Origin of the sequence: Peptostreptococcus sp. MV1, assembly GCF_000758885.1 — a bacterium.
Taxonomy (GTDB): Bacteria; Bacillota; Clostridia; order Peptostreptococcales; family Peptostreptococcaceae; genus Peptostreptococcus.
The window spans coordinates 1-10,348 of record NZ_JRNB01000042.1; the positions used below are offsets into that span (position 1 = coordinate 1).

A 10,348-nucleotide genomic window follows, 5' to 3' on the forward strand; every position below is an offset into this window, starting at 1 on the left:
AGTCTTGACATATATTTCAGGTCAAGTTCTGATATTTTGGCAGGAAGGACAAAAAGTGTACAAATTGATATTGCAATTTTGGAAATGAATTAAAACAAGAATTTGATAAACTTTCATGGGAACAAAAGAGGATAAAGGAAGTAGTTAAGCATATTCAAATCTGTATCAGCAAAAGAGAGCATTATCAGGGTTATCGCAGAAATCCGAATGATAAAATTTATATGATGATGAACCGAAAAGATATAGAAGCCTATCAGAAATCCTATGAGGAAATAGATATTTTTCTTAAGCAATTTCCGCATTTGAAAGATACTATATTAGAAGGATTGAAGAAAAAATCAGGTAAAAATTTTTTTAGGAAATTAAACGAGCATTCTAAAGAATTGCAAGCTAAACAAGAGGAGATAATCAAGAAACATAATTCATTAGCAGTTCAGTATGCGGAATTGGAACATTTAAAAAATAACATGAATGAATATTTCGGAAGAAATAAAGCAGAGAAAAAAGAATCGGTTATTGGTGCGATTAAGAGTCAGCATATCGAATATATGGATAAGCATAAAGAAAAGAAAGAAGTAAGCAAAGAAGTTGAACGATGAATTTATGATTGGTGTGGTCTTAGGTCTACACCAATTTTTTGGTATCCGATTTATTTTTTGCAACTATATGTAGTATGTGTTATAATATAATGTATAAAAAGTCCATTTTTATGGAATGAGGAGAAATAAAAATGAAATTTAACTACAATGGATTATGGAAGTTGTTGATAGACAAGAATATGAAGAAGAAGGATTTAATAGATGAGACAGGAATATCACCAACAACGATATCAAAAATGGTTAGAGGTGATGCGGTATCTCTTTCTGTAATAGGGAAAATTTGTGAAGAATTAGGTGCAGATGTAGGAGATTTGATTTGTATTGAAAAAGACATAGAGGAAGACAAATAAATGGCATTTACAATTGATGTAGATGAGGAGAAATGGAGCAAAAAAGTTCTGGAAACTCTTCTTATCGATAGAACTACGAATAGAAATATAATTTGGGGAACAGATGACTATGAAAATTTAGGAAAAGAGTACAATTCTCACTTTCCTATTCTTTTTTATCTAATTACTGGGGAAAATAGCAATATTATTCAGCCAAGAATATTAAAAACAAAAGAAAATCAAGGCAATCGAACTAAAGAAAAGGCAGAGGTCTTTACACCTAGTTGGATATGTAATGCTCAAAATAATTTGGTTGACAAGGCATGGTTTGAAAGAGATAAAGTTTTTAATATTGAAAAAGAAAAAACTTGGGAAGCTATCACTGAACAAATAGAATTTCCTAAAGGAAAGATTTGGAAAACATATGTTGATGAAAATAGACTTGAAATTACCTGCGGAGAAGCTCCTTATTTAGTTAGCCGTTATGACACAGTTACAGGAGAGTCTATAGAATTAGAGAGTAGAATTGGTATGCTCGATCGAAAAATGAGAATTGTAAATGAAAATACTGAAACAGAAAAAGACTGGTTAAAATGGGCAGAAAGAGCCTTTCAGAGTATTTACGGTTTTGAGTTTCAGGGAGACAGTTTACTTATAGCAAGAGAAAATCTTCTTGCATCCTATTGTGATTATTATGAAGCTAGATTAAAAAGAGAGCCGGAAGAAAAAGAGCTATTAAAAATTGCAAAAATAATTTCATGGAATTTATGGCAAATGGATGGACTTACCTTTACTATTCCTTATCAAGAAGCTGTTGAACCAAATATGCAACTTAAGTTTTTTGATTTAGTAGGAGAAGAAGAAAAAGTTTTATGTGTTATTAAAGATTGGCGAGCAAGAAAAAACATTACTTTCCAAGACTTGTTAAATAAAGAGGATGATGCAAATGAAAGAAAATAAGATTGAAGCTATAGATATATTAGATAGGATTATCATTGGAAGAGTAGAGCCTCATATTTATGCTTTTACAACAAATACAGTGCCAAATTATTTAAAGGTTGGCGATACATATAGACCTGTATCAAAAAGATTAAATGAATGGAGAGTATTTTTTCCGGAACTAGAGAAGCAATATGAAAATAAAGCCATCATCGATGAAGAAACTTATTTTAGAGACTATGCCATTCATCAATATCTTGAGAATGATTTAAACAAAGAAAGATTAAAGCGAGCTGATTTAGAAGATGACATCTATTACAGTAAAGAATTTTTCAAAGAAACAGAAATAGAAGATATTGATAATGCAATTGAAGATATAAAAGGAAATTATCAAGCTAATTCAAGCAAATATGAATACTATAGTTCAAAGAATAAACTACCCCAAACATATCATTATGAGAGGGGCGGAAATTGGGATTTAAGACCAAACCAAGAAGCTGCTGTAGATAGCTTTATTAATGCTGTTAAAAATGGGCGAAGAAATCTTTTAATGTATGCAGTTATGCGTTTTGGAAAGTCATTTACATCACTTTGCTGTGCTTTAAAAATGAATGCTAAAACTGTCCTAGTTGTATCAGCTAAGGCGGATGTTAAAGATGAATGGAAAAAAACTGTTGAAAGTGCAGGGAACTTTTTCGAGTATGTATTCTTAGAATCATCTGATTTACTGGCTAATGAGAATGTAATATCAGAAAAACATTCAGAAGGAAAGAAAGTAGTTATATTTCTAACTCTTCAAGATCTTCAAGGGGATAACATTAAAGATAAACATAAGGAACTTTTTGGAGAACAAATTGATCTTCTTATTGTTGATGAAACACATTTTGGAGCAAGAGCAAAATCTTTTGGAAAGATTTTAAAGAATGCTGGTTATGATAAGACTGACGAAAAGAACATCAGTAAACTTGAAGATGAAAATATAGATTTAGTAGACGCAGATGTTGAGATTAAAAAAATTAACGCAAAAATAAGACTTCACCTATCAGGAACACCTTATCGTATTTTGATGGGAAGCGAATTTGAAAAAGAGGACATTATTTCATTTGTTCAGTTTTCAGATATTGTAAAAGAACAAGAAGAGTGGGATAGAAAATATCTTAATAATGATGATGTGAATGAGTGGGACAATCCATATTATGGTTTTCCTCAAATGGTTCGCTTTGCTTTTAACCCAAACAAATCTTCTCGTGAAAAAATGGAAGCTTTGAGAAAAAGTGGAGTTAGCTTTGCTTTTTCAAAATTACTTGAACCGATTTCTATAAAAAAAGATGCGATTAATCAAGGGCATAAGAAGTTTATAAATGAGTCTGAAATTCTTGATTTACTTAGGGTAATTGATGGAAGTAAAGAAGATGAAGAACTATTAGGCTTCTTAGACTATGACAAAATAAAAGAAGGCAAGATGTGTAGACATATGGTTATGGTTTTACCTTATTGTGCTTCTTGTGATGCCATGGAAGAACTTATTAGAACAAATAAAGATATATTTAAGAACTTAAACGAATATGAAATTATAAATATTTCAGGAGTAGAAGCTAGAAGAGAATATAGTAAGCCTGATGATATTAAGAGAAAAATTAAAGAGTGTGAAGAAAAAAATCAAAAAACATTAACACTGACGGTAAATAGAATGCTAACAGGCTCTACTGTAGAACAGTGGGATACCATGCTTTATTTTAAAGATACAGCTTCCCCTCAAGAATACGACCAATCTATTTTTAGGTTGCAAAATCAATATGTTAGAACCTTATCTAGTGAAAATGGATTTATCAAAGAGAACTTGAAACCTCAGACTTTGCTTGTAGATTTTGATCCAAATCGACTATTTAGAATGCAGGAACAAAAATCTCTTATTTACAATGTAAATACAGAAAAAAATGGAAACAGTAAGCTAAAAGAAAGAATTGTAGAAGAACTTCGTATTTCCCCAATTATTATGATGAATCATAATAAAATAAAACAAGTAGATGCTACGAATATTTTAGAGGCAGTAAGTGAATACAATAATCAAAGAAGTGTTTCAGATGAGGTAGTGGATATACCTGTTGATTTAGCTCTTTTAAATGATGTTGATATACGAAAGGTTATAGAAGCTCAAGCCGAGTTTAATTCAAAGCAAGTATTAACCATAGATCCAAATCAAGGTGATGGTGAAGACTTGGATATAGAAGGGCCAAAAGATGATAAAAAAGATAGTGGTGATAAAAAAGATACACCAACTGAAGATTATACTGAAACAAAAACAGATGATGAGGTTAAAAAACTAGAAAGTCAAATTAAGACATACTATCAAAGATTACTTTTTTATTCTTTCTTAACAAAGGACAAGGTTTCATCTTTAGATGATATTTTGAATACATTGGACAAATTTGACAACCAAAGAATTGCAAAAAACCTCTATTTGGAGAAAGGTGTATTGCAAAAGATTAGCGACAGGATGGATCCATTTAAGAGAAGTAGTTTGGATTATAAAATTCAAAACATCTTTAGGCTTGCCTCAGATGAATGTGTTTCACCTCTTGATAGGGCGATGACCTCAATTAAAAAATTTAATCGAATGTCGGAATCTGAAGTTATCACCCCTTCAAAAGTTTGTGATGAGATGGTAGCATTACTACCGGAAGAGGATTTAAGAGAAATAGTAGATAAAGAGGACAAGTTACTTGATATTGCAAGTAAATCAGGTGAATATGCTGTATCTTTATATAAGAGATTAACAACAGAACTTGGATATTACCACGAAGATGTAGAAGACATTATTTATTCAATTCCTACATCATCAATAGCGTATGAATTTACGAGAAGATTCTATGAAATATTGAATTTGAATGTAGATAATATAGCGAGTGGGTTTAATGCGTATGATTTGATTGAAGTGAAAGATGAAAATGGAGAAGTAAATTACACAAGGATTAATGATCTTCTTAAGCAAGATAAATTGTTTAGCAAGATTAGTCTTAAAGATGAAATAAAGGCAGGTGAGAATAGGGTGAAGTTTGGAGCTGTGATTGGCAATCCGCCATATCAAATTAGTGATAATGATAGCGGAACAGGAAGTGCGAAGCCAATATATAATAAGTTTTCTATGGTTGCCTTAGGTCTAAAACCAGCCTATGTAACAATGATTATACCAAGTGTATGGTTTACTGGCGGAAAAGGTTTAGATGATTTTAGGGAATACATGCTAGACAATAAAGGGCTTAAATTAATAACGAATTTTATTACATCTCAAGATGTATTTCCTCACGTAAATTTAAGAGGAGGGGTAAATTATTTTTTATTTGATAGCGAGTATGATAATACCGCAGGAATAAGAATTAAAACAGTCAAAGATGGAGCGGTAATCAGTGATCAAATAAGGCCCAAAAAGATAGATGGGATAGACATTTTTATTACTGATAATGTAGCATACAACGTTATTTTTAATATGATAAGAAAGAAACACATTTATATTGAAGATAATTCTACTAAAATGTTATCAACATATGTATCTGTAAGGAATCCTTTTGGGTTTAATACAAGATTCACATCAAGTGAATCTTTTAAGAGTTCTACAAAGTCATTAATTGATCCAGTTAAAATTTATGCAAGTAGAGGGAAAATTGGATATGTAGAAAATGATTTAATTCAAAAAAACAGAGATTGGATCCAAAGTTGGAAGGTTATAACACCATTTGCAAATAACATAGGGACTAATTTAGCTGATGATAATTTAAATACCATTATAAGTGAGCCTAATTCAATAGTAACGGAAACTTATTTGGTTATTGGGGGAGATCTAAACCTTGATGAACAATCATCTAATAATATAGAAAAATATCTTAAAACCAAAATGGTTAGATATTTGATTAGCATTTCCAAAGCCAATCAAAATGGCACAAGAGTTACCTATAGGTTTGTCCCAATGCAAGATTTCACAGAAAAATCGGATATTGATTGGTCAAAATCAATAAATGAAATAGATGAGCAGTTATTTAATAAGTATGGGTTGTCAATAGAAGAAAGAGAACATATAAAATCTTCAATAAAGTACATGTAGGAGGAATATAAAAATGAGTGTACAATCTGAATTTAAAAAATTCAATGATAAAATCAGAGCGGATTTTGAAGTGAAAAAAGAATTAAGTGATAAGAGAGATATATTGCTTGGTAAACTGAGGAATAACGATGAATTACCTTCATTTAAGGAACTAAATCAAGGTAGTTATGCAATGTGTACAGGTATCGAACCTGAAGATGACAGCGAATATGACATTGATGTAGCTTTAAGATTTTCTGCAAACAAGGATGATTATGATCCAATTGAGTTAAAGGAAAAAATTTGTGAAATTCTAAAAAATCATACAGACTACGGATCTGAAATTAAGAAACCGTGTGTTACAGTTACTTACAAAAAAGATGGAGAAGCTAAATTTCACGTTGATTTAGTTACATATCTTTATGCTGATAAAGATGATGAAAAAAGTCAATTGTATATAGCTAAAGGAAAAGATAAAGACTCACAAGAATGGGAAGAGGCAGATCCTAAAGGATTAGTTGACTATATAAATGATAGTGTGGAGGTTGGAGAAAAAAGAAATCAATTTAGAAGAGTAATTAGATATTTAAAGAAATGGAAAAATAGAAAATTTTCAAATACTGGTCATGCTAATCCACCTAGTATAGGAATCACATTGATTGCTGCTGATAATTTTAATTATTATGAAGAAGACGACTTAAGCTCTCTAATTGATGTTGTAAATACTATAATTAATAAGTTTGGTTATGTTAGGACAAATGAATCTGGAAGGTATATGTATAGAATATCTTTGTCGTTGCCATATATTTTAAAGTTTAAATTTGGTAATGATATTTTTGAAAAAATGAGTGATGCTCAGATGACAGATTTTAAGGATAAAATTGAAAAGCTTAAAAAAGATCTCGTAGAAGTCAGAGATGAAGCAGATGAACTAGAACAATATAAGAAATTAAATAAAATTTTTGGAGATGATTTTGAAATACCTGAAGCAAAGAATTCAGCTAAAAAACAATTTGATTATATTCCATCTTCTAGTGCTTCTGGAATGGAGTAATTAATGGTTAACTACACTGATATTAGCAATGTTGTATTGGATAATAAGCATATTTCTGAATCAGATGTTAGGCAAAATGAAATATTTAATGGACAAAGTTATGCTTGGATTATTAGCTGCAAACTTGATATATTGAAGGAGTGGATACCTATTGTAATAGGTATCCCTGATGACTGGGAATTAAATTTGTTTGATTTCTATTTGATTGATGAATTGCCGTTTATACCTCATATAGATAAAAAAGGAAAATTATGCTTATTTGATTTAGAAGGTACAATAATTTATCCGGAATTTGAAGGGCTTTTTAAGCAATGTATTTTAAAAGCGAAAGAGTTAATTGAAGATGGAATTTTAGGTAAAAATAAAGAGGATTTTATAAAGGAATTTGATTCGTATTTTGCATTGCTCATGGATATATCGACTGCTCATGTTTCACTTCCAACTGAGAAGAAAGATACAAATATAAAATTTTGTGAAATAGCATCGAAAAGTAAACAAAGAAAGAATGAGTCGTTTGTAGCGTATATAAAAAGAAAAAATGATGTAAAATATTTTGCTTCTACCAATCAAAAAGATTTTGATACTTGGGGAAAAAAAGGTACACAAAAAAACGGCATCTACCTTTATATTAATCCACTTGAGTATATATATCCTCCTAATATTTTTGATTATAAGCTTGATGAGTTCTTAAATAAACTGTTGAGTTTCATAAATTTTGAGTCTTTCAATAAATTGAAAGGTAAATGCAGTAGTAAATTAATGTTGGTTTTTGAAATAAAACAAGATGATGATATGGTAAATACTTGCGGATTTATGGTTGAAAATCCAAAATTTTTAACAAAAGATAAAGTTCGACTTGTATCTTTTACCAGAATAATCCCCCTTTCAATTCACAGACTAGATGTAGATTATTTATCTAGTAGAACTTATTTTTTAGCAAATAAGGTTGTTAATAAATCTATTTTATTGATTGGGTGTGGCTCTATTGGTGGTTATGTATTTCATGATTTAATTAAATCAGGGTGTAAAAACATAATACTCGTTGATAATGATATATTAAAACCAGAAAACGCATTTAGGCATTTTCTCGGGATAGAATCAACTTATGGTTATAAGGCAGTATCTTTAGTTAACTATGCAAAGAAGACATTGCCAGAAATAAATGCAAAAGCAATTTCGGAAAAAATAGAAGATGCAATAATTGATTGTGATTTAAATTTTGATGATTTTGATTACATTGTTTCTGCCACTGGTAATCACACGATAAATATATGGTTGAATAAATATCTATTGGAAAATAAAATTCTGAAAACAGTATTTTATATATGGAATGAACCTTTAGATATAGGTTGCCATGTTGCGAGAATTAATATTAAAGACGGAAATGATTATCGAGATATTTTTAGTATCAATCATGACGGAATATTAGATTTATCTTCATATGTTAAAAACGGACAAGTTTTTGCTAAAACGTATTCTGGATGTAATGGTGCATTCATACCTTATGGCTCAACGTTATCAGTTGAAAGTTCGATTTTGTTCATGGATTTATTTAAGCGAGAGATAGATGGAAGGGTAAGCAATAATGTTATTGCTTCTAAAAAGGGAGATGATTACTATCTTACTAAGGCAGGTTTTTCTGTTTCGGATAGATATATAAATCAAAAAGAAAAATATCTAGAAGTGTCATTATGTGATTTAGGAAAGGATGATATATAGGGGTGAGCAATGATATTGCGATTATTGTAAATAAGAGAAAAATCAAAGTATGCCACAATATAACACATACCTTACTTGAATACATGCAAAAAGGCTTTTTCTCAAAGGAAGCTGGTGGGATTTTGATAGGCAAAGAAAATAAATCTAATGAAAATATAATAATTAATCATATAACTGTTCCGATGCCTAAAGATGAAAGGAAACACAACAGATTTATAAGAAAAGATAAAAGGCATATAGAATTGTTTGAAAATCTTTATAAAAAAAGTGATGAGACTCTCAGATATATAGGCGAGTGGCATACTCATCCTGAAGCAATACCTAATTTTTCATGCATAGATTTAAAAAATTGGAAGAAGATTAGCAAGGATTCAAAGGGTGATGTTAAATTTTATCATATAATAGTAGGATATGAAGCCATTAGAATGTGGGAAATAAATAATACATTACAAGTTAGATTAATAAAGACTATTTTCTGGAAGGATGTGGGTGGAAATTGATAGTGAAAAAATATATAAAGAACTTTATATTAGATTCAGCAAGAGAATTAATGCAAATATTCTCTCTGATTATTTGTTTAATAGCTCCGACGATTGTTAATCTGGCTGGAATAATTAAAACACTTTTGGGTGATGTGAGCCCTACGATAGAAAATGCAAAATATTATTATTTAATGATTTCTGGGAATTGGACTATGGGATGTCTAATTGCATTATATGTTTTATTTCATGTCATTAGAAAATCAAATAAAGAGAAAATTTATAATAAAGGGAACATTTATCACAATAAACCATATTGCTGGTATTGGTTGTGTTCAAAGATACTAGGATATGAAAAATGCAACTTAATCTTAGTGCCAATATATACTCAATATAAGTTGATTCTTAGAGACACCTTTGAAGAATATCCTTTTGAAGAAAGTGTTTTTCCACAGAAAGAATACCAGATTAATGTTGAAAGAAAAATGAATGAAATAAATCCTAACTCTAAAGATATTAATTTAATAATACAAGATACTTATCCTATCTCTTACAACCAAATACCTTCCAATTTCAAAACCAATACGACTATTTCGGTGAAAAGAGATTTTTTAAGATTTGGTGAGAGAGTATATTCTAAAGAACTTGTTGATACTATTGTTGAAGAGATAAGAGAATTAAACGACGGTGTAACCCTTAATATTTTTTCAACGACGAATCCTAAAAATACATTTGAAATTGTAAAAAAAGCTATATCTCTTGCAGAAAGAGGTAATGTTAAACATGTTAATGTATTTCAACAAAATAGGGATGGAGAAAGAATTTTTGCTAATAAACCTCATAACGTTATGTAGGTGTTTTACAACAACATGAAGTTCGTGCTTGCAATATGCTTGCAAAAAATCAGATAAACAGAAATAAAACGGATAATAAGGCTAAATTTGATAATAAAAACCTTGATTTTACTCCATTTATACAAAACGATATCAATGGACATATCGAATGGGAATAGTATAATAAATCGGTGTACCTCTTTATTTGCAAGGGGTACACCTTTTAAAATTATATCAAGGGAGTTAAAAAGGAGTTATTTTATTTTGGTTCTATGTCAAATAACGTTGGTGATAATTTAAATCAATAAAATCTATTAA

At 29.9% G+C, this 10,348-nt stretch carries 8 protein-coding genes; all 8 read left to right on the plus strand.

Going from position 1 to position 10,348, the window contains the following annotated elements; translation table 11 throughout:
* The first annotated feature begins 221 nt into the window (after positions 1-221).
* The 8 genes from HMPREF1639_RS09350 (at position 222) to HMPREF1639_RS02935 (ending at position 10,051) form a co-directional block, all read left to right on the plus strand.
* Positions 222-599 carry a hypothetical protein gene (locus HMPREF1639_RS09350; protein ID WP_242847264.1) on the plus strand — a complete coding sequence of 126 codons (378 nt, stop codon included), beginning with the start codon at positions 222-224 and terminating at the stop codon, positions 597-599.
* Positions 600-730: 131 nt separating this feature from the next.
* Complete coding sequence (locus HMPREF1639_RS02905; protein WP_036763072.1) at positions 731-949, plus strand: helix-turn-helix domain-containing protein; 219 nt, start codon at positions 731-733, stop codon at positions 947-949.
* Complete coding sequence (locus tag HMPREF1639_RS02910; protein WP_036763074.1) at positions 950-1,888, plus strand: hypothetical protein; 939 nt, start codon at positions 950-952, stop codon at positions 1,886-1,888.
* Positions 1,875-5,966, plus strand: a complete 4,092-nt coding sequence (locus tag HMPREF1639_RS02915) for an Eco57I restriction-modification methylase domain-containing protein (protein ID WP_036763075.1) — start codon at positions 1,875-1,877, stop codon at positions 5,964-5,966. Before HMPREF1639_RS02910 ends, HMPREF1639_RS02915 begins: the two co-directional genes overlap by 14 nt.
* A gap of 13 nt (positions 5,967-5,979) precedes the next feature.
* A complete protein-coding gene (locus HMPREF1639_RS02920) occupies positions 5,980-6,999 on the plus strand; it encodes a nucleotidyltransferase domain-containing protein (protein WP_036763076.1) in 1,020 nt (339 codons plus the stop codon).
* A 3-nt stretch (positions 7,000-7,002) separates the two neighbouring features.
* Complete coding sequence (locus tag HMPREF1639_RS02925; protein WP_036763077.1) at positions 7,003-8,718, plus strand: ThiF family adenylyltransferase; 1,716 nt, start codon at positions 7,003-7,005, stop codon at positions 8,716-8,718.
* A 2-nt stretch (positions 8,719-8,720) separates the two neighbouring features.
* A complete protein-coding gene (locus tag HMPREF1639_RS02930; protein WP_036763078.1) occupies positions 8,721-9,218 on the plus strand; it encodes a Mov34/MPN/PAD-1 family protein in 498 nt (165 codons plus the stop codon).
* A 2-nt stretch (positions 9,219-9,220) separates the two neighbouring features.
* On the plus strand, positions 9,221-10,051 hold the full coding sequence (locus tag HMPREF1639_RS02935; protein ID WP_198021047.1) for a hypothetical protein: 831 nt from the start codon (positions 9,221-9,223) through the stop codon (positions 10,049-10,051).
* The last annotated feature ends 297 nt before the right edge of the window (positions 10,052-10,348 follow it).

Excerpts from the sequence above, each read along its gene's own strand:
- HMPREF1639_RS09350 (WP_242847264.1), top strand. The coding sequence starts at position 222 with ATGATGATGAACCGAAAAGATATAGAAGCCTATCAGAAATCCTATGAG.
- HMPREF1639_RS02905 (WP_036763072.1), top strand. The coding sequence starts at position 731 with ATGAAATTTAACTACAATGGATTATGGAAGTTGTTGATAGACAAGAAT.
- HMPREF1639_RS02910 (WP_036763074.1), top strand. The coding sequence starts at position 950 with ATGGCATTTACAATTGATGTAGATGAGGAGAAATGGAGCAAAAAAGTT.
- HMPREF1639_RS02915 (WP_036763075.1), top strand. The coding sequence starts at position 1,875 with ATGAAAGAAAATAAGATTGAAGCTATAGATATATTAGATAGGATTATC.
- HMPREF1639_RS02920 (WP_036763076.1), top strand. The coding sequence starts at position 5,980 with ATGAGTGTACAATCTGAATTTAAAAAATTCAATGATAAAATCAGAGCG.
- HMPREF1639_RS02925 (WP_036763077.1), top strand. The coding sequence starts at position 7,003 with ATGGTTAACTACACTGATATTAGCAATGTTGTATTGGATAATAAGCAT.